This window comes from Actinospineispora spinosispora DSM 44797 (assembly GCF_000429025.1).
GTDB lineage: Bacteria > Actinomycetota > Actinomycetes > Mycobacteriales > Pseudonocardiaceae > Pseudonocardia > Pseudonocardia spinosispora.
Window position 1 is genome coordinate 30,059 of the sequence record NZ_AUBB01000032.1, and the last position, 17,461, is coordinate 47,519.

At 70.7% G+C, this 17,461-nt stretch carries 21 protein-coding genes; 12 read left to right on the top strand and 9 right to left on the bottom strand.

The annotated features are described in order from the left end of the window. The first annotated feature begins 47 nt into the window (after positions 1 to 47). Together G406_RS0115935 and G406_RS0115940 are read left to right on the top strand one after the other, a co-directional pair. The gene (locus tag G406_RS0115935) at positions 48 to 1,364 is read left to right on the top strand and encodes a cytochrome P450 (RefSeq protein WP_169736710.1); all 1,317 of its coding nucleotides are present in this window, start codon (positions 48 to 50) and stop codon (positions 1,362 to 1,364) included. Continuing rightward, positions 1,361 to 2,413 carry a terpene synthase family protein gene (locus tag G406_RS0115940; protein ID WP_028934612.1) on the top strand — a complete coding sequence of 351 codons (1,053 nt, stop codon included), beginning with the start codon at positions 1,361 to 1,363 and terminating at the stop codon, positions 2,411 to 2,413. Before G406_RS0115935 ends, G406_RS0115940 begins: the two co-directional genes overlap by 4 nt. A 30-nt stretch (positions 2,414 to 2,443) precedes the next feature. Here the strand turns inward: G406_RS0115940 and G406_RS0115945 are convergent, their stop codons facing one another. Both G406_RS0115945 and G406_RS59375 read right to left on the bottom strand, forming a co-directional pair. Beyond that, a complete protein-coding gene (locus G406_RS0115945) occupies positions 2,444 to 3,757 on the bottom strand; it encodes a hypothetical protein (protein ID WP_028934613.1) in 1,314 nt (437 codons plus the stop codon). Positions 3,758 to 3,812: 55 nt separating this feature from the next. Next, the gene (locus G406_RS59375) at positions 3,813 to 4,124 is read right to left on the bottom strand and encodes a DUF397 domain-containing protein (RefSeq protein WP_281172446.1); all 312 of its coding nucleotides are present in this window, start codon (positions 4,122 to 4,124) and stop codon (positions 3,813 to 3,815) included. On the opposite strand from G406_RS59375, the gene G406_RS0115955 reads away from it, so the two are divergent. Continuing rightward, the gene (locus G406_RS0115955; RefSeq protein WP_156934925.1) at positions 4,007 to 4,522 is read left to right on the top strand and encodes a hypothetical protein; all 516 of its coding nucleotides are present in this window, start codon (positions 4,007 to 4,009) and stop codon (positions 4,520 to 4,522) included. The two genes, G406_RS59375 and G406_RS0115955, sit on opposite strands and share 118 nt — an antisense overlap. Before the next feature lie 144 nt (positions 4,523 to 4,666). Here G406_RS0115955 and G406_RS0115960 read toward each other — a convergent pair whose 3' ends face one another. Together G406_RS0115960 and G406_RS47300 are read right to left on the bottom strand one after the other, a co-directional pair. Beyond that, on the bottom strand, positions 4,667 to 5,410 hold the full coding sequence (locus G406_RS0115960; RefSeq protein WP_051342188.1) for an MBL fold metallo-hydrolase: 744 nt from the start codon (positions 5,408 to 5,410) through the stop codon (positions 4,667 to 4,669). 103 nt (positions 5,411 to 5,513) lie between these two features. Then, entirely contained in the window at positions 5,514 to 6,104 is a 591-nt protein-coding gene (locus tag G406_RS47300) for a TetR-like C-terminal domain-containing protein (RefSeq protein WP_051342181.1), read from the bottom strand. A 96-nt stretch (positions 6,105 to 6,200) separates the two neighbouring features. On the opposite strand from G406_RS47300, the gene G406_RS0115970 reads away from it, so the two are divergent. Continuing rightward, entirely contained in the window at positions 6,201 to 7,478 is a 1,278-nt protein-coding gene (locus G406_RS0115970) for an alpha/beta hydrolase family protein (protein ID WP_028934616.1), read from the top strand. Between the two features lie 35 nt (positions 7,479 to 7,513). Here G406_RS0115970 and G406_RS47305 read toward each other — a convergent pair whose 3' ends face one another. Next, positions 7,514 to 8,239: a molybdopterin-dependent oxidoreductase gene (locus G406_RS47305; RefSeq protein ID WP_064742940.1), complete on the bottom strand. Its 726-nt coding sequence runs from the start codon at positions 8,237 to 8,239 to the stop codon at positions 7,514 to 7,516. A 55-nt stretch (positions 8,240 to 8,294) separates the two neighbouring features. Here G406_RS47305 and G406_RS0115980 point away from each other — a divergent pair, with 55 nt between their 5' ends. The 4 genes from G406_RS0115980 to G406_RS0115995 all read left to right on the top strand — a co-directional run bounded on the left by G406_RS0115980 (position 8,295) and on the right by G406_RS0115995 (position 12,543). Next, the gene (locus G406_RS0115980) at positions 8,295 to 8,870 is read left to right on the top strand and encodes a TetR family transcriptional regulator (RefSeq protein WP_028934617.1); all 576 of its coding nucleotides are present in this window, start codon (positions 8,295 to 8,297) and stop codon (positions 8,868 to 8,870) included. A 133-nt stretch (positions 8,871 to 9,003) separates the two neighbouring features. Beyond that, the gene (locus G406_RS0115985) at positions 9,004 to 10,311 is read left to right on the top strand and encodes a flavin monoamine oxidase family protein (RefSeq protein ID WP_028934618.1); all 1,308 of its coding nucleotides are present in this window, start codon (positions 9,004 to 9,006) and stop codon (positions 10,309 to 10,311) included. Next, positions 10,308 to 11,681: an LLM class flavin-dependent oxidoreductase gene (locus G406_RS0115990; RefSeq protein WP_028934619.1), complete on the top strand. Its 1,374-nt coding sequence runs from the start codon at positions 10,308 to 10,310 to the stop codon at positions 11,679 to 11,681. The genes G406_RS0115985 and G406_RS0115990 overlap by 4 nt, the downstream gene beginning before the upstream one ends. A 16-nt stretch (positions 11,682 to 11,697) precedes the next feature. Next, positions 11,698 to 12,543, top strand: coding sequence for an IclR family transcriptional regulator (locus G406_RS0115995; RefSeq protein ID WP_245607128.1), 846 nt, complete (start codon positions 11,698 to 11,700; stop codon positions 12,541 to 12,543). Here the strand turns inward: G406_RS0115995 and G406_RS0116000 are convergent. Then, on the bottom strand, positions 12,537 to 12,758 hold the full coding sequence (locus G406_RS0116000; protein ID WP_028934621.1) for a hypothetical protein: 222 nt from the start codon (positions 12,756 to 12,758) through the stop codon (positions 12,537 to 12,539). The two genes, G406_RS0115995 and G406_RS0116000, sit on opposite strands and share 7 nt — an antisense overlap. Positions 12,759 to 12,934: 176 nt before the next feature. On the opposite strand from G406_RS0116000, the gene G406_RS0116005 reads away from it, so the two are divergent. Further along, positions 12,935 to 13,195, top strand: coding sequence for a hypothetical protein (locus G406_RS0116005; RefSeq protein WP_028934622.1), 261 nt, complete (start codon positions 12,935 to 12,937; stop codon positions 13,193 to 13,195). 81 nt (positions 13,196 to 13,276) lie between these two features. Here the strand turns inward: G406_RS0116005 and G406_RS47310 are convergent, their stop codons facing one another. The 3 genes from G406_RS47310 to G406_RS56895 form a co-directional block, all read right to left on the bottom strand. Next, a complete protein-coding gene (locus G406_RS47310; RefSeq protein ID WP_051342182.1) occupies positions 13,277 to 14,161 on the bottom strand; it encodes a hypothetical protein in 885 nt (294 codons plus the stop codon). 20 nt (positions 14,162 to 14,181) lie between these two features. Continuing rightward, positions 14,182 to 14,382, bottom strand: coding sequence for a hypothetical protein (locus G406_RS0116015; RefSeq protein WP_028934623.1), 201 nt, complete (start codon positions 14,380 to 14,382; stop codon positions 14,182 to 14,184). A 78-nt stretch (positions 14,383 to 14,460) separates the two neighbouring features. Beyond that, complete coding sequence (locus G406_RS56895) at positions 14,461 to 14,619, bottom strand: hypothetical protein (protein ID WP_156934926.1); 159 nt, start codon at positions 14,617 to 14,619, stop codon at positions 14,461 to 14,463. 182 nt (positions 14,620 to 14,801) lie between these two features. On the opposite strand from G406_RS56895, the gene G406_RS0116025 reads away from it, so the two are divergent. From G406_RS0116025 to G406_RS0116035, 3 genes are all read left to right on the top strand, one after another. Then, on the top strand, positions 14,802 to 15,173 hold the full coding sequence (locus G406_RS0116025) for a hypothetical protein (RefSeq protein ID WP_156934927.1): 372 nt from the start codon (positions 14,802 to 14,804) through the stop codon (positions 15,171 to 15,173). Between the two features lie 162 nt (positions 15,174 to 15,335). Then, positions 15,336 to 15,743: a YciI family protein gene (locus tag G406_RS0116030; protein WP_028934625.1), complete on the top strand. Its 408-nt coding sequence runs from the start codon at positions 15,336 to 15,338 to the stop codon at positions 15,741 to 15,743. Positions 15,744 to 15,769: 26 nt separating this feature from the next. Further along, entirely contained in the window at positions 15,770 to 16,915 is a 1,146-nt protein-coding gene (locus tag G406_RS0116035; RefSeq protein ID WP_028934626.1) for an RNA polymerase sigma factor, read from the top strand. The last annotated feature ends 546 nt before the right edge of the window (positions 16,916 to 17,461 follow it).

Consider the following 17,461-nt stretch of genomic DNA (forward strand, 5'->3'; position numbering starts at 1 on the left):
GGATCTTGGGATGGAAAACCCCTGTTCAGAGGCGGTACTGGCGCATGGTGCCCGTTGCTCCCCATCGAGTGCCCCTGCTCGGCCACCTTCCGGCGTTGCTCCGCGACCCGCTGGCGCTGTTGAGCGACGCGACGAGCCGGGGCGACATCGTCCGGCTGGCGGTCGGCCGAGGCTCGCTCTACCTGCTGAACTGCCCGGAGCTGGTCCGCCAGGTGCAGGTGACGGACGCGGACCGGTTCGACCGGGGACGCATCTTCGAGAAGGCCAGAGCGTTCGTCGGCCAGGGTCTGGCGACCTCGGACGGAGCGCTGCACCTGCGGCAGCGCCGGATCATCCAGCCCGCGTTCCATCGCGACCGCATCACCGCCTACGCCGAGGTGATGCGCGAGCAGGTCGAGTCACTGGTGGGGCAGTGGCAACCGGGTCGGACGTTGGCGTTCCACCAGGAGATCACGGACCTCGCGCTGGCCGTGCTGACGAAGTCGATCTTCCGCTCGACCGTCGGCGCGGACGTCGTCGCGGAGGTTCAGCACGCCCTGCCCATCGTGGTCGACGGGGTCCTGGCCAGGTCGCTCCTCCCGGATGCGTGGGAGAAGGTCCCGACCCCCGGCAACCGGCGGTTCGCCTCGGCCCGCACGCGGTTGCGGCGCGTCGTGAAGGACGCGGTCGTCGCACACCGCGCGGCCGGCGTCGATCACGGCGACCTGCTCTCCGCGCTGGTGGGCGCCCGCGACGAGCGGGGCGACCCCGCGATGGACGACGATCAGGTGCGCGACGAGGTCATCACGATCCTGATGGCCGGCACCGAGACCACGGCCAGTTCGATGAGCTGGCTGTTCCACGAGCTCACCCAGCGGCCCGACCTGGAGGCCCGCCTGCGCGCGGAGGTGGACGCCGCCCACGCGAACGGCCGGCCGACGACGGCCGAGCTGGTCGGGCTGCGGTTCCTCAACCAGCTGTTCACCGAGGTCACCAGGCTCCACGCGCCTGTCTGGTTCCTGATGCGTCGCGTCACCGCGCCGGTGCGGTTCGGTGAGGTGCTCGTCCCGGCCGGTGCCCAGGTCGTCTACAGCCCGACCGCGCTGCACCGCGACCCGGCGCGGTTCCCCGACCCGCTGCGCTTCGACCCGGACCGCTGGCTACCCGAGCGGGCCCGCGACGTGCCGCGATCGGCGTGCATCCCGTTCGGTGCCGGCGTGCACAAGTGCATCGGCGACGGGTTCGCCCGCACCGAGGCCGCCATCGCGGTGTCGACCATCGTGTCCCGCTGGACCCTGCGGCCCGCCCCGGGCCCCTCGGTCCGGCCGAGGGTCAGGGCGACTCTGCGACCCCACGCGCTGCGGCTGATCGCGGTCCCGCGATGAACGCGATCTTCTGTCCTCTCGACCCGGCGATCCATCCCGAGGCCGACCTGCTGGAACGCCGTTCGCTGCTCTGGCTGTCGAAGTTCGACCTGGGCACGGGCCACAGCGCCAGGGAACGGCTGATCGGGACCAACAGCGCCGAGTTCTACGCGCGCATCACCCCGCGCGCTGTCGTGGACAGGGTGCAACCGGCGGTGAACTGGTGCTACTGGGGATTCGCCCACGACGACGTCCACGGCGACGGCGCGTCCGTCAGGGGTGGCACGAGCAGATCGGTGGACACCGCCTCGCGCGTGCTGGACGTCCTCGAGTCGAGGGACCGGCGGACCACCCGAGGTGACGTGTACCTGGCCGCGCTCGCGGACATCGCCTCGGACTTCGCCGAGTTCGCCACCCCGACCCAGCTGCGCCGCTGGGCGCACGCCCACCGTGGCTGGCTGTTCGCGGTCGCCTGGGAGGCGGCCAACCGGGAGGCGGGAGTGCTGCCCTCCGTGCACGACTACCTGGTCATGCGCTTGAACTCGTGCGGCGGCGAACCGACCACCGCGATGATCGAGATGGCCAGCGGAGCGGAGGTCCCGTCGGCCGAGATGGACTCGGCCATGGTCGTCGCGTTGACCGAGTCCGCCAGGATGGTCGCGGCGCTGGACAACGACCACGTCTCGGCCCACCGGGAGGCGAGGACGGGCCAGTTCGCCCAGAACCTGCCCAGCGTCATCGCCCACGAACAGCGCTGCTCACCCGCTGAGGCGCTGGTGAGGTCGACCGCGATCCGCGACCGGCTGATGATGGTGTTCCTGCGCCTGAGCGAGCGTCTCCCCGCCGGTTCGAGTCACGAGCTGCGCGAGTACGTGCGCTGTCTCGGCCACACGATCAGAGGCAACCTGGATTGGAGCCTCCGGGTGCCCCGCTACCACAGCGACACGGAGACGGCGACGGACCTGACCCCGCCCGAGGGCACTCCGGCCTGGACGAACACCCCGTCGGACCCGAACCCGGCCCCGCTCCCGATCCCCCGCCTGTCCTGGTGGTGGGACCATCTGCGCTGACCACCCCGCCCCCGCGAGTCGGGGATTCCGTCAGCGCGAGTCGCGGAATTCGTCGGCGCGAGTCGCTGGATTCCGCGCGACCGAGGGCCTTGCCATTCGGATCAGTTGCGTCCCGACGGCCAGCACGACCAGCGCGCGCAGCAGACCACTGAACGGTGGAGTGTCGTAGGAGGCGTAGACGCCCGACCAGAACGAGAACTCCACGAAGAAGGTGCTCAGCGCCAGCCCGGCGAACAGCCTGACCAGCGGCAGCCGCCGCGAGTGCTCCAGCCCGCTGACCGCCACCAGACCGGCCAGCACCATGAACAGCAGCGGATCCAGCCCGGAGCCGGTCAGCGCGGACATTCCGTCGGTGACCTTCCACGACGGAGCGATCCCGGCGACCCCGGGCATCGCCACGACGACGACCGCGAGCGCCCACAGAACGCCCGTCCCCACGAGAAGGACCCGTCCCCACGGCGACGCCGGTGGGTGCCGGGCCACGATCACCAGAGCCGAGACGAGAGCCGCGGCGACGAGCAACAGCCCGATCCCGTGCAGCGCGGCGGCGCCCGGCAACGCCGGGGGTGAGTCGGGGAACACGTAGTCGTACCGGTGGTCCTGGCTGGTGCCGCAGGTCCGGTCGGAGCCCCACCGCCAGCCGAGGCAGGCGTGCCAGCGGATCAGCTGCGCCACGATCATCGACCCGGCACCGGCGAGCAACGCCGCGCCGACCACGGTCCACGACCGAGGCACCGCGCCACCACCCGGTCCGGCCCGGCCCCGACCGGCCGGCGCGAACACCGCGTACCCGACCAGCAGCAGACCCACCACCCAGGGCAGGGCCCGGAGAAGCCCATCCCCGACGAGAGAGGCGGCCAGTCTCAACGACAGCACGAACGCGCAGATCAAGCCGGCGACGGTCAACGCGGGCCGGTCGTCCTCCTGGCCGACGATCTGGCTGAGCAGCGCGGCCAGTACCAGGCAGACGATCGGCCACGCCTGCCACATCGGACCGTCCTGGTCGGTCAGCCCGGTGAGTACCTCCAACCGCTGGGCGATCCACAGCGCCGGGAGCTGGCTGCTCAGCACCACGGTGACCAGCGCGAATACCCACACCGCCCACGCGGGTGCGGTGCGTGGCCGCCGGGTCCGCAGACTCAGCAGCATCCCGGCCGCGATCAGCAGGTAGGCCAGTGCGAGCAGCAGCGTCGGGCCGTACTTGACGGTCAACCCGTACTGCCCGAACCGGACCTCGCCTTGCGGGCCGGGGTGCGCCGACATCGCCCACCAGCTGGCCGCGCCCATCATCAGTGACGCGATTCCCGCGGCCAACGCCGCGGGTCGCCTCGAGAGCAGCGTCATGATGGGACAGCGTCGAGGCGGAGTCAGTCGTTACTCGGTTCGTATATCAGCGAGGTCAGCGGCCGGGCCCGGACTTGGTCCTGCTGAGGAATGCGGCCCACTCGGTCGGGCTGAAGGCCAGAACGGGGCACGCGTCCCCGAGCTTGCTGTCCCTCGGGTACACGGTCCCGGGCCCGGTGGCGCTCTCGACGCGGTTCATGGTGAGTGCCGCTGACGTGGGACTCCGCGTGTGCGACGGCGAGCGAGCCCGTGAGCCCGGGCAAGGGCATGACCTGGACAGCGCCGCTGCTGCCGGCGTGTGGCTGGCAGTTTCGGCTTCAGGCCGCGAGCACAACCATTCCCGGGCGGGTCCCGTCTGAGTGGGCACGGGCGCTGAAACCCAGCGCCACGAAGAGGGGAAACACCATGAACCGAGGTCGCACCGTTGCACTGTCCGCGGTTGTGCTCAGCTGGCTGGCGGCGGGAATGGTCGCTACCGCGCCTTCCGCTCTCGCCGCATCCGCCCCGCTCGGCCCCGTCGCTGTGGCGTCCGCGGATCGCGTGCAGTCGGCGTTCCTGATGGGTGAAGCGGAATGGAAGCATGGCTTCGATGTCGGGTATCAGGCCGGTTTGAAGCAGGGCACCGAGGACGCCCGTCACGACTGTAAGCGATCGCCCCAGCCGGCCGTCGCGAATGAGAGCGGTGACTACATCGAAGGCTGGAAGGCCGGTTACCCGCCCGGTTACGACAAGGGGTACGGCTCGTGTAACCCCAACGCGAAGTAACAGCCGAGCAGCACCACGAACGCCGACCCGGCCCCGCGGCCGGGTCGGCGTCGTCTGCCCAGCCCGACCAGTGGAGCCGGGCGTCGAACACCGTGAAGGGCGATCGCCGAGGTCCGAGTCGATCGTGATAGCCGGACCGATGTCCTAGGCGAGGGTCCGGACCCGCGCGACCAGGTCGCTGAGGGCGCCGCGTGCCACGTCGCCGTGCCCGGGAACCAGGATGTCGGCGGGGAGCGCACCCAGCTCCCTCAGGCCGGTGATCATCCGTGGCTCGTCGTGGTTGAAGACGGACGGGAGCAGCTGCGGGCCGGGTGGCAGGGTCGACAGCGGATGCCCGGTGACCAGGGCGTCGCCGGAGAACAGCACACCGGCCGAGGGCAGTAGGTACGCGGTGTGCCCGTTGGTGTGGCCCGGGGTGGACACCGGGACGAGACCGCCTGGAACGTCCAGCGCGACGTCGAACGGCACGGCCCGGACGTCGGTCAACGCCATCTTCAGGTGCGGCAGGACGGCCTTGAGCGTCTGGCCGACCCATGTGACGCCGCGCAGGTGACGGCACTGGCCGAGCATCTCGGCGGGTGTCATCTGCTGGAGGTAGTCGCGGCGCGCATGCCGCACCTCCTCCTCTCCGGTGACCACCGGCGTGCCGTACCGGCTGGTCATCATGGGGATGCCGCCCATGTGGTCGAGATGGGCATGGGTCAGCACGATCGCGACGACGTCTTCCGGGCGACGCCCGATCGCGGCCAGCGAGGCCAGCAGGGCACGCGTGTCGTTGGGATACCCGGCGTCGACGAGGGTCACCGATGTTCCGTCGGTGACCAGCCCCCAGTTCACGTTGGTCCCGGTGGCCAGGTGGACGTTCGCCGCGACCTCAGTGACCTTCACACGCATCCTCCAGGTTCAACCGACGCTCGCACAGAGGTTGTCTACTCCGCACAGAGGCCCCGGCCTCTGTGCGGGGTGCACTCGGTCTGTGCGAGCTGCCCGTTCACCGGCTGCGGGCACCGTTGAGGACCAGGGTCGCCAGGTTGTTGATCTCGGCGGGGGAGAGGGGGGTGGGGCCGTGCAGCGCGCGGAAGTGGAAGGGGGCGATGAAGGTCTCCAGGAGCAGGAGGGTGTTCGTCTCCGGTGGGAGCTCACCCCGGGCGACCGCCCGGGTGATCATGGCGCTCGCGGCGTCGAATCGCCGCGTCCAGAAGTCCTCCCGGCTTGCGCTGAAGGCCGCGGCGGTCTCCGTGTCGAGCGTGGCCATGATCCGGGTCAGCGCCGCGCCCAACGGCAGTGACAGGTAATGGCCCAGCGCGCGGCCGAAGGCCACCAGGTCACCGTGCACGGCCCCGGTGTCGGGAATCGGGATGTGCTCGGCGCTGAAGTCGAGCAGCGCATCGAGCGCCAGTCGCTCCCGGGTGCCCCATCTGCGGTAGATCGACGTCTCGTGGACACCGGCGCGCGCGGCGACCGCCGCGACGCTGAACGCGGCCGCGTCCTGGGAGAGCAGGTCGAGTGTTGCCGTCAGCACCGACTCACGCACCCGCGCGGAGCGGCCACCGGTCCGGCGGCGTGGGACGGAAGGTTCCATACCTTCGATATTAACGCAAGTCAGCTTGCTTTTAGAAGAGGAGCGCGCCTATCGTCCCGGAGGTCCGGCAAGACCTTCGTGGACGGAGAACGATCGATGAGCCGTGCGACAGCCCTCTTCATCACCGCGTGCGCGCTCACCCGCACCACCGAGCTGGCCACGCACCGGCTCGGCGCCAGGTTCTTCCTGCCCCGGCTGTTCGTCGACCGGTTCGCTGTCCTCGGTGGCATCGACCCGGCCGTCTTCACGGATCAGCTCGACGGCTGCCGGTCGTTCCGCGACGAGGACTGGGCGGGGCACTGGACGTCGATCGCCGAGACCCACCTCGCCGCGGCCGACGAGGCCCTGTCGCGGCTCGGCGGGCCCAGCGTCGAGCAGCTGTTCCACGGGGCCCCGGGTGAACTCTCGGCGGCACTGGCTCCGGCCGCCGAGGTGTTCGCCGACCGTTCTCCCGCCGTCCTCGCCCGCCACCTCGCGGGATCGACGGTCGAGCGTGACGCGGCCACCGCCGTCGACAACCTGGTCAAGGCGATCACGTACCTGTTCGCGGCGTCCTGGCCGGGATGGAGCCCGGCGCGGCTGCGGGCCTACACCCGCTCCCGCCGGCTGTTCGAGGTTCTCCTGTTCGCGCTCGCGCAGGGGGTCGCGGTCGAGAAGCTGGCCATCCCGGTCGACGGCGGTGACACCGTGCACGCCTACGCGGTCTTCCCCGAAGGAACGGCGCGGGTGCCGACGGTCCTGGTCAGCAATGGTCTGGAGGGCACGGTCCAGGAGGTGCTGCTGCCCTCGCTGGCTCATCGCCCCTCGGGGCTGGGCCTGGTCGTGATGGAGATGCCCGGCACCTACTCGTACACGCGACCGCTCTCCGGCGAGAGCGAGAACGTCTACCGAGCCGTGATCGACCATCTCGAGGCGCACCCGCGCGTGGCGGCGGACCGGATCGGCATGCTGGGTGTCAGCTTCGGGGCCTACTGGTCGACCCGGATGGCGGCGGTCGATCGCAGGCTCCGGGCCGTCGTGTCCAACGGCGCCCTGCTGCATCACAGCTTCCAGGCCTCCGCGACCGTGGGCATGCCGGAGATCATGCTGTGGACGCTGGCCAAGACGACCGGTGCGCGCCACGACCTCGGCCTCGGCCGCAAGCTCAAGGCGCTGTCGCTACGCGGCCGGTACTCGCACATCACGGTTCCGCTGCTGGTCATCAACGGGGACAACGACACTCTGGTCAGCACCCAGGATTCGATCGACCTGGCGGATGCGGCCCCCCGGGGCGAGCTGGTCCTCTATCCCGACGACGACCACTGCGCCATGGGCCACTACACGGAGTGGCGCGCCCTGGCGATGTCCTGGCTCACCACACACCTCGCACCATGATCACCACCGTCTGAGGGCTGTATCCGGGCTCGAAATCAGCCCTCAGGCGGTGGTGATCTTGAAGCCCTTCGGTGGGGGTCAGTGACCTCGTGGTCGAGGGTGCGGGCGCGTCCGGCGTCGTAGGTCGCTCGCGCGGTGGGTAGCACGGTGCGCCACAGGGTGCGCCACACGCGCCCCGGCAGGTAGCGGCTGCGTTCCTCCCGGGCGGTGCGGCCGCGCGGATGACCTTTCCAACCGGCGGAGCCGGCGTCGTAGCTCGTGCGGTACTCGATCTGGCACACGTGCTTGACGTTCTTGTAGCCGTAGTGGGCCGGGGCGACCAGCCGCAGCGGCGCGCCCTGGTCGACGGTGAGCGGTGTGCCGTGCAGCGTGTCGACCAGCAGCACACCGGGATCGAGCGCGTCGTCGAGACGTAGCGTCGCGCGGTAGCCGTCGAGCCCGGTGACGCTCACCCACCGCGCGCCCGGGTGCACGAGCACACGACCGGCCAGGTACTCGTGGACCTCGGCGAACGGCACCCCGCGCCAGCACAGCCCGAGCGCGCTCCAGGTGGTGACGCAGTGCAGGTCGGCGACGTGCTCGGTGCGGCCGAGCCCGGACAGCTCGGCGACGGGAATCTGCGTGGGCAGCCGGACGGCGCCGGTGACCGTCACGACCGGGGCGGGATGCGGTCTCGGTACGACCGGCCCGAAGTCCGGCAGCCCGAACGGGCGGTGCTCGGCCGGGGCCTGGCCCGGCGGGAGGTTCGACGCTGAACTCACGCGAGCTCCTTTTTAGAGAGGCATCGCTAAAACTGTAGCAGGATAGGGTCGGCGCATGGGGCGACCGCCACGGCACGACCGTGACCGGCTGCTCGACGCGGCCCTCGACCTGGCCGCCGAGTCCGGTCCGGCCGGAGTGACCGTCGCCGCTGTCGCGCGCGCGGCGGGGGCGCCCAGCGGCTCGGTCTATCACCGCTATCCCAGCGCGGCCGCGCTGCTGGCGGCGGTCTGGCTGCGCACGGTCGAGCGTTTCCAGGACGGCTTCCTCGCCGCGATGTGCGCGAACGTGGCCGAGGACGCCGTCGGGGCGGCCGCGCGCCATGTGGTCGCCTGGAGCCGAGCCCATCCTCGTGAGGCACGGCTGCTGCTGTACGGGCCGACGGACTTCGGGGAGCGCGACTGGCCGGCGTCCGAGGTCGACCGGCTCACAGCCGACAACCAGCGTCTGCGCGACGCCCTCACCGCGCTGGCGACGCGCCTGGGGTGCCCGGACGACCTGGAACGGGTCGCGCTGGCCGTCGTCGACGTCCCTTACGGCCTGGTCGGTCGCCACCTGCGTGCCGGTACCGACATCCCGGCGTCCGCCGAGGCTCTCGTCGCGCAAGCGGCACTCACTCTGCTGTCCGCCTAAACGTTCACTATCCGAACGAAAACTTCGAATACTGCACGGTTTCCTTGACGACGCCCGCGTGTGCCCGCATCATCGCGATAGAAATAAACGCATCGTTCAGTATGTGAACGTTCACCGGATGAGGGGGTCGACCGTGGACACGAACAGGACCGACGTCGTCGTCGTAGGAGCCGGGATCGCGGGCCTGGTCGCCGCCCGGGAGCTGTCCCGGGCGGGCCTGGCGGTGGTGGTCCTGGAGGCCCGCGAGCGGCTCGGCGGCCGGGTGTGGACCGAGCATCGGCTGGGCCGCGACCTGGAGCTGGGCGGCACCTGGGTCCACTGGGTACAGCCGCACGCCTGGGCGGAGATCTCCCGCTACGGCCTCGGTGTGACCAGGGGTCCCCGATCGGCGAAGGCGTACTGGCTGGCCGCCGACCAGGTCCGCACCGGCACGCTCGACGACTTCATGACGCTCATCGACCCCGGGATGCGGCGGCTGCTGGCCGACACCATGACCTGGATTCCGCGCCCGGACCAGCCGACCGCCGCGCCCGGCCTGGAGCAGGCCGACACGTTCAGCGTCGCGGACAAGCTCGCGCAGCTGCGGCTGCCCGAGGAGGAGTACCAGGCGAACGAGGCCGCCTGGGTGGGGCACTTCAATGCGCCGCTCGAGGAGGGTGCCTTCACCAACGCGCTGCGCTGGACCGCCGCCACCGCCGGTTCCTGGCACCTGATGCACGAGGCGTCGGCGGTCTTCCGGCTCGAGGACGGCACGGCCGCGCTGGTCGCCGCGATCGCCGGTGAGGCCGACGCCGACATCCGCACCGCCACGGAGGTCACCCGCATCGAGCACACCGCCGACGGCGCGGTCGTGCACACGGCGGACGGCCGGTCGGTGTCGGCGCGACGTGTCGTGGTGACCCTGCCACAGAACATCCTCGGCGACCTGGACGTCGACCCGCCGCTCAACGCCGGCAAGCGCGCCGCGAGCAGGGAGAAGACCGCGTCGCGCGGCGTGAAGGCCTGGATCCGGGTCCGGGGCCCGATCGAGCCGTTCTTCGCCTACTCCTCCGGCGCGCACCCGCTCGCGGTCGTCCGCACCGAGTACCTCGGCGACGACGACGCGGTACTGGTCGCGTTCGGCCCCGACTCGACCCGGCTGGACCCGAACGACCCCGACGCCGTCCGCCGCGCGCTGGCGGTGTGGCGCGACGACCTGGAGGTACTGGAGGTCACCGGCCACGACTGGATGAGCGACCCGTACTCCCGCCAGACCTGGATGATGCAACGACCCGGGCAACTCACCGGTCATCTCGCCGCGCAGCAGGAACCCGAGGGCGTCCTGCACTTCGCCAGCAGCGACATCGCCAACCTGTGGGCCGGGTTCATCGACGGCGCCGTCGAGAGCGCGCTGCACGCCGCCCGTGCGGTCACCGCCTCGCTGAACGGAGCACGGCGATGACCCGCATGCGCCTGTTCGCCTTCGACTTCCAGGGCCCCGCCCACCTGTCCGCCGGACTGTGGCGCCACCAGGACGACCAGGGCGGCCGGTACACGAGCCTGCGCTACTGGACCGACTACGCCCAGCTCCTGGAACGGGGCCGCTTCGATGGCATCTTCTTCGCCGACAACGTCGGCTACCACGACGTCTACCAGGGCAGTGTCGCCGCGGCGCTCGCCGACGGCGCGCAGGTGCCGGCGAACGACCCGTTCCTCGTGGTGTCCGCGATGGCGAGCGTCACGACACACCTCGGGTTCGGGCTGACCGCGTCGACGTCCTACGAGCACCCCTACGCGCTGGCCCGTCGGTTCAGCACCCTCGACCATCTCACCGAGGGACGGGTCGGCTGGAACCTGGTGACCTCCTACGCCGACAGCGCCGCCCGCAACCTCGGCAACGGCCACCAGGTCCCGCACGACGAGCGCTACGACGTCGCGGCCGAGCACCTCGAGGTCTGCTACAAGCTCTGGGAGGGCTCCTGGCAGGACGACGCCGTGGTCCGTGACGGGCACAGGTACGCCGACCCCGCGCGCGTCCACGACATCGGCCACCGCGGCAGGTACTTCACCGTGCCCGGCCTCGCCCTGTGCGAAGCCTCCCCGCAACGCACCCCGGTGCTGTTCCAGGCGGGTGGTTCGTCGAAGGGCCAGGCGCTCGCCGCCGCGCACGCCGAGGCGATCTTCACCAACGCCGTGTCGATCCCCGCGCTCGCCGGTCAGGTCCGGAAGGTGCGCGGTCTCGCCGCCGAGGCCGGACGCGACCCGGGCAGCGTCAAGGTGCTGCAGATGCTCTCGGTCGTCTGCGCGCCGACCGACGAGGTCGCCCACGCCAGGTACGAGTCCTACCGGCGCCTGGTCGCCTATGCCGGTGCGATGGCCCGCTACAGCGGCTGGACCGGCCTGGACATGTCCCAGTTCGACCCCGATGTGCCGTTCGCGCACGTCCGGACGAACGCCGGGCAGACCATGGTCGACCTGTTCTCCAGGATGGACCCCGACAAGCAGTGGACGCCCCGCGACATCGCCGAGTTCATCGGCATCGGCGGCACCGGCCCCACGCTCGTCGGGTCACCCTCGACGGTGGCCGACGAGCTGATCCACTGGATGACCGAGACCGGTATCGACGGGTTCAACCTCGGGCACGCGGTGAAGTACCGCGACATCGCCGACTTCGTCGAGCTCGTCGTCCCGGAGCTGCAGCGGCGCGGCGTGGTGTGGAGCGAGTACGAAGGCCCCACGCTGCGGGAGAAGCTCTACGGGCCCGGGACGGTCCGGCTGCGTGGTGATCACCCCGGAAGCCGGTTCACCCGCACCTCGGTGTCCGCCTGGTGAACGAACCTCTCGTATGGTGACCGTCGCCCGGGTCCTCGCCCGGGCGACGACCCGAGGGGGACCGATGGGCGACGAGCCGGCCGACCTGACGAACAGGTCGGTCACGAAGGCCGTCCGGCTGCTCCGCGAGCTGGCCGCCCAGCCGCGCACCGGCGCCACCGTCACCGCACTGGCGAAAGTCGCCGGCCTGAGCAGACCCACCGCGTTCCGCCTGTTGTACAGCCTGCAGCAGGAGGGTTTCGTCGACCGGATCGGCACCAACTACGTCCTCGGCTGGGAGCTGGCCCGCATGGGCCGGCGCGCCGACCCCTACGCGGGCCTGGTCGCGCGAGCACAACCGCTGCTCCAGGAGCTGGCGGAGGAGTTCAACGAGTCGGTGACCCTGTCCGTGCCGAACGCCGAGGGCGGGCTCGACCTGGTGGCCGAGGCGGCGGGCTCACACGTGCTGGGAGTCCTCGGCCGCAACATGATCGGGCAGCGCTATCCGCTGCACGCCAGCTCCACCGGCAAGGTGCTGCTCGCGGAACGACCGGCCGAGCGGCTGCGCGCCACGCTGCCCGAATACCTCGAGGCGTACACCCCGCACACCATCACCGACCGGACCGCCCTGCTCGCCGAGCTGGAACAGGTCCGCGAACAGGGCTTCGCGATCATCGACAACGAGCTCGAACCCGAGCTGCTGTCGCTGTCGAGACCGATTCGGGACGGCAGCGGAACGCTGGTGGCAATCCTGACCCTGAACGGTCCGCGGAGCCGCTTCGGCCGAGAGCGGATCCCCGAGGCCCTCCAGCACATGCGCTCGAGCGTCGACCGCCTGATCGACCTGCTGTGGAGCGACTCGGGCGAGGGCCGGGCTCACTGAACGGCGCTGACCGCCCGGCATGCGGGGGAGCTCAGCGCGTCGTCGACGTCGTCGAGGGAGTTCCGGTCGGTGCTGCCGCCGCTCTGCGCGTCCTGGACCATCCGGATGCACGTCACGGCGTCGGAGTCACCGGACCAGCCGGCCGCGGCAGCGGTGCCGGTGCTCGCCAGCGACAGCGCGACGACCGCCAGGCACCCGGTCAAGAACTTGGCCATTAGTGAAAGCCCTCCACGTCAGAGTGACAATCTGTCACGCTTCAGGGAAACATCTGTGCCACGAGAGGCCTAGAGCACATCATGTGGGTGTCATCCGAACGGTGGTTTTGATGCGTTCAGTGACATAATGGGGGTACATCCGAGAACGAGGTTGGTCTCCGAGAGAGGCGCCGAACATGTCGAACCCCACCACGGGCCTGCTGGCCGTAGCGGTCACCGCCAGCGTGACCGTCCTGTCGTCACTGGCACTGACCGTCGGTACCGCGAGCGCGGCGCCCACCGATCAGGGCTGTCGCCCCAACGGCAGCCAGCAGCTCATCGACAACAGCTCGTACCAGACCTGCGCCGGCGGCACCTGGCGGCTGGACAAGTGCGCGACCGGCACCCACGCCGTCCAGCAGGGCCCCGCCGTGGTCCGCTGCAAGTTCGGCGGCTGACCTTCGACGGTCGGAGGTCAGGTTCCCTGCTCAGCGACCCGCGCCGGACCTTCGACACCTTCGACACCCCGGAGCCCGGCGCTACCGGCTCAACGCGACGGCGGCCTGGCGCGCGAGTCGGCTGACCGGTTCCAGCAGCGATCCGGCGTAGCCGGGATGGCTCAGGGGATCCGCCGAGAGCGCCAGGATCGCCACCTTCGCGGAGTGCGTTGCGAGGTCGGCCGCGAACGTATGGCGGACCTGCTCGGTCACCTCCGGGATCGCGAGCGTGTGCAGCAGCAGGGTGGCGGCGTCGAACCCCCGAGGCGCGCGGCCCCAGTCCTCCCAGTCGAGCAACCGGCATCGTGGGGCCGTGAGGTTGGCCCAGGTCAGGTCGGCGTGAGCGGTCACCCATTCGGTGACGCACGTATCGACGTCCCCGACGCCGAGGAGCCGTGCCGACCGGTTCGCCAGCTCGGCGATGTGGTCCGGCGACGCGGTCACGGCGCCGAGCTTGGCGAATCCTGGTGCCTGTTGTGGCGCCAACGCGGTGAGCGAACGACCCAACGCGTCCCACCACCGCCGGTCAAGGCCGGGGTCGGTCACGACGGGGCCGGAGGCCGAGATCGTGGGTTCGTCGACCAGCTCGGTCTCATCGGCCCGCCACCACACGTCATGCCTTCGATCGCGCCAGGAGAGCGCCCGGTACCAGTCGGGTTTGGCGATACCGGTCAGGGCCGCGGCCGACTCGACTCCGCCCCAACCCTGTGTCTCCACCCGCCGCCGGGTGCGGCATTCGATCCGCAGCCACGTCCCGCGATCCGTTGGTCCGCTGAGCGTCCGGCGCTTCCGGACCACCGAGTCGGGTAGCAGTCGCAGGCTGAGGTGGTGTGATGCGTGCACCAGGACAGCGGCGCAGTCCAACTCCCGCAGGTCGTCCGGTCTCGTGACCGTCCCCGGCCCGTCAGGAGGGTCGATGACAGTCATACCGATCGGGCCCCCTCTGCTCAGCTCATCGGCCCCTCGGCCGGGTCGTACGTCGTGAACCGCCCGGGCAGGCCCTCGGTGAACTGGGCGAACGCCTCGTTCGCCGCCGTGTGGTCCAGCCCGTTCGGGGTCAGGTTCCCGCGCGAGATCCATTCCTGCGAGCACACCCCGTACGCCTCGGTGACGTAGGTGTCTTCGGCGAGTCCGGTACGACTGTCCACGGTAGGCGGGCGGTGAACTGGTCGAGGGCGAAGTAGGCGGCGACCGGTGGTCCGCGATGCCGGTGCGTCGCCAGTGCTTCAGGACCGTGAGCATGTCGCCGCCCCGGTCGGTCGACGGATCGCCGGGACGGTGGCCAGGTAGCCGGTGCGGAGGAACTGGGCCAGCCGCGGCCGCCGGGCCAGTTCGTCGGGGTCGGAGGGGCGGCGGCCGAACCTCGGCGCGAACGGGGCTGTCATCGGTTCGCTCCTGGCAACTGGCGGACGACTGTCATTGTGAGAACGGGCATCGCTCGACCGCGATGCCCCGCCGTTCGCGATCGCGAAGACCATGCGGTTCGTGATCGGTTGTAAGGTGCGAGCCAATCGCCGGCCTCGGCATCCGCCCAGGTCGTCGCCCTTGCCGGAGAGCGGAGGACCGCATGCCGAGTCGAGTGGAGCGTGCCGAGATCGCGGCGACGGTGGTCGGCGTGGTGACCCTCGGCGCCGGTGCCGCGCTCACCGTCGCCCCTGCCGCGTCCGGGCGTCTCTTCGGCGTCCCCGGTGGCGCCGACGCCGGGCTGCGCGCCATCGGTGTCGTGGACCTGGTGATCTCGGCGGGCCTGCTCGGCGCCCGCCCCCGGTGGCCCTGGCTGCTGGCCCGGGCGCTGGCGAACCCGCCGACCGCGCTGTATCTGGCCGCGCTCGGCCGCCGGCACGGCGCGCGGGTGCTCTACCCGGTCGCGGCGTTCATCGCCGGAGCCACCGCCGCCGACCTGCACGCCTGCCGGGACCTGCGCGCCGAGGGTCGCTGAGCACCTCGAACCGCGTGCGGACTTGGCGTTGGATGGCATCCCGTGGTCGTGGGAAAAGTTTTCGAAGAAGATGTGCCGACGATGTCGAGACCGGTCCGGCGGCTCCGTCCCAGGGGCAGATGCGGCCAGGATGACCGCACCGGACCCGAGGAGAGACCCATCATGGCGAAGTACCTGCTGCTCAAGCACTACCGCGGCGCCCCCGACGCGGTGAACAACGTCCCGATGGACCAGTGGACCCCGGACGAGGTCACGGCTCACATCCAGTACATGCAGGACTTCGCCGACCGTCTCGAGACCACCGGTGAGTACATCGACAGCCAGGCGCTCTCGCCCGAGGGCACGTTCGTCCGGTCCGACGGCGAGGGCCGTCCGCCGGTCACCGACGGGCCGTTCGCCGAGACCAAGGATCTGATCGCGGGCTGGATGGTGATCGACGTCGAGAGCTACGACCGTGCGCTAGAGCTGGCCGGAGAGCTGTCGGCGGCTCCCGGGGCCGGTGGCGAGCCGATCCACGAGTGGCTCGAGCTGCGCCCGTTCATGGGTCACGCGCCGACGGTCTCGGAGTGAGCGGTCCGGCCAGGTCGGGTCGGGTCATGGACGAGTTGCTGCTGAGGGAGCTCACTCCCCAGGTGATCGGTGTGCTCGTGCGTCGCGGGGTGGAGTTCGCGACGGCAGAGGACGCCGTGCAGGAGGCACTCATCCAGGCGGCGCTGACCTGGCCGGACAACAGGCCAACCGACCCGTTGGGGTGGCTGGTCACGGTCGCCTGGCGCAAGTTCCTCGACGCGCACCGGTCCGAGGCGTCGCGTCGTGACCGGGAACAGCGGCTCGAGGCCGAGCCGGCGCCCGGACCCGCCGAGAACACCGACGACACGTTGCGGCTGTTCTTCCTGTGCGCCCACCCGTCGCTCACCCCGTCCTCGGCGGTGGCGCTGACGTTGCGCGCGGTCGGTGGCCTGACCACGCGGCAGATCGCCCAGGCCTATCTCGTGCCGGAGGCGACGATGGCGCAGCGGATCAGCCGGGCCAAACGCACGGTCCGCAACGTGCGGTTCGACGAGCCGGGCGACCCGGCGACGGTCCTGCGGGTGCTCTACCTGGTCTTCAACGAGGGCTACACCGGTGACGTCGACCTGTCGGCCGAGGCGATCCGGCTCACCCGTCAGCTGGCGTCGATGACCGACGACGAGGAGACGGCGGGGCTGCTGGCACTCATGTTGCTGCACCACGCCCGACGATCGGCCCGGACGACATCCGACGGCGGCCTCGTGCCATTGGCCGAGCAGGACCGTTCCCGCTGGGACACCGCGCTCATCGCGGAGGGTGTGGTGATCCTGCAGGCGGCGCTGGCGCGTGACCGGCTTGGCGAGTTCCAGGCGCAGGCCGCGATCGCCGCCCTGCACGCCGACGCGCCGCGCGCCGAGGAGACCGACTGGGTGCAGATCGTCGGCTGGTACGACGAGCTGCTGCGGCTCACCGGGAGCCCGGTCGTGGAGCTCAACCGGGCGGTGGCGGTCGGGGAGGCCGACGGCCCGGCAGCGGGCCTGGCCGCGCTGGCCGCGGTGGACCCCACCCTGCCTCGCCACACCGCCGCGTCGGCGTATCTCCACGAGAAGGCGGGTGACCTTCCGGCGGCGGCGCGCCTGTACACCGACGCCGCCCGCATCGCCACCACCCTCGCCGAACGCCACCACCTCACCACGCAGGCAGCGCGGATCAGCCAGACGCTGCGGGGGTGAGGGGCACGGCGCCGGCCATCTCTGCGGTCGTGTCGTGGCCACGGCCATGGCCGCGGCCATCCCGGCTGGTCAGCGGCCGGTGAGTGGCCACCGTCCGGCCACGTGGCCGGACGGCCGGCTCCGTGGCCACGTGGCCGCGTCCCTCCGGCGGCCATGGCCACACGGCCGCCGGTCCGACACTCGATGGGCCATCTCGTCCGCCGGGCACAACAAAACTTGGCAGGCGGAATAATTGGACTTCGTCCGAGACGGCAGGTAGCCTTCTGCTGCACGATGCGGTCGACTCGATGCCTGTGAAGGACTCGAGGATGCGCTTCCACGTGACATGAACCGTGGCTAGCGGCGACTGGTCGATGCCCTGTAGCTGGGGACCTTTCCCACGACAGGACGGATCGACTCTGCTGGACCTGGGCTTGCGGCCTGGTCGGCGAGGATGTTCCACCGCGCGGCAAGTGCCCGCGGTTGGTTCCGATCACTCCACGTTGTTCTGTGTGTTTCTTCCACACCAACCTTCCGAACTACGGAGTGACCTCCACGATGTTTCCC

Coding starts and splice junctions, on each gene's coding strand:
- G406_RS0115940 (WP_028934612.1), top strand. CDS start 1,361: ATGAACGCGATCTTCTGTCCTCTCGACCCGGCGATCCATCCCGAGGCC.
- G406_RS0115945 (WP_028934613.1), bottom strand. CDS start 3,757: ATGACGCTGCTCTCGAGGCGACCCGCGGCGTTGGCCGCGGGAATCGCG.
- G406_RS47300 (WP_051342181.1), bottom strand. CDS start 6,104: ATGGAACCTTCCGTCCCACGCCGCCGGACCGGTGGCCGCTCCGCGCGG.
- G406_RS0115970 (WP_028934616.1), top strand. CDS start 6,201: ATGAGCCGTGCGACAGCCCTCTTCATCACCGCGTGCGCGCTCACCCGC.
- G406_RS0115980 (WP_028934617.1), top strand. CDS start 8,295: ATGGGGCGACCGCCACGGCACGACCGTGACCGGCTGCTCGACGCGGCC.
- G406_RS0115990 (WP_028934619.1), top strand. CDS start 10,308: ATGACCCGCATGCGCCTGTTCGCCTTCGACTTCCAGGGCCCCGCCCAC.
- G406_RS0116000 (WP_028934621.1), bottom strand. CDS start 12,758: ATGGCCAAGTTCTTGACCGGGTGCCTGGCGGTCGTCGCGCTGTCGCTG.
- G406_RS0116005 (WP_028934622.1), top strand. CDS start 12,935: ATGTCGAACCCCACCACGGGCCTGCTGGCCGTAGCGGTCACCGCCAGC.
- G406_RS47310 (WP_051342182.1), bottom strand. CDS start 14,161: ATGACTGTCATCGACCCTCCTGACGGGCCGGGGACGGTCACGAGACCG.
- G406_RS56895 (WP_156934926.1), bottom strand. CDS start 14,619: ATGACAGCCCCGTTCGCGCCGAGGTTCGGCCGCCGCCCCTCCGACCCC.
- G406_RS0116025 (WP_156934927.1), top strand. CDS start 14,802: ATGCCGAGTCGAGTGGAGCGTGCCGAGATCGCGGCGACGGTGGTCGGC.
- G406_RS0116030 (WP_028934625.1), top strand. CDS start 15,336: ATGGCGAAGTACCTGCTGCTCAAGCACTACCGCGGCGCCCCCGACGCG.
- G406_RS0116035 (WP_028934626.1), top strand. CDS start 15,770: ATGGACGAGTTGCTGCTGAGGGAGCTCACTCCCCAGGTGATCGGTGTG.